The organism is Winogradskyella poriferorum, assembly GCF_050618035.1.
In the GTDB taxonomy this organism is placed as follows: Bacteria; Bacteroidota; Bacteroidia; order Flavobacteriales; family Flavobacteriaceae; genus Winogradskyella; species Winogradskyella poriferorum_A.
The window spans coordinates 1-222 of sequence record NZ_JBODPY010000228.1; the positions used below are offsets into that span (position 1 = coordinate 1).

Sequence of the window (222 nt, forward strand, 5' to 3'; positions counted from 1 at the left end):
GATGATAGCTATTATTGCTGAAGTAAAAAAGGAAGAATTAACCCTTACCGATGTTGTATTTTTTAATGCTCCTAAAATTTTTGCTGCGGGACGTATGAAACATGGTAATCATGCAGTAACTTTATTAACGGAGACCTATTTTAATAAAGCGGCTTCCTATGCAGTAGATGTTGATTTTTTTAATACACACACAAGGGAAGCGGATCAAAGAATCACTTCAGT

General features: G+C 34.7%; 1 pseudogene. It reads left to right on the forward strand.

Annotated elements, in window-relative coordinates:
- Positions 1–222 (forward strand): annotated as a pseudogene (locus tag ACRHOC_RS15575) (single-stranded-DNA-specific exonuclease RecJ); the annotation flags it as partial.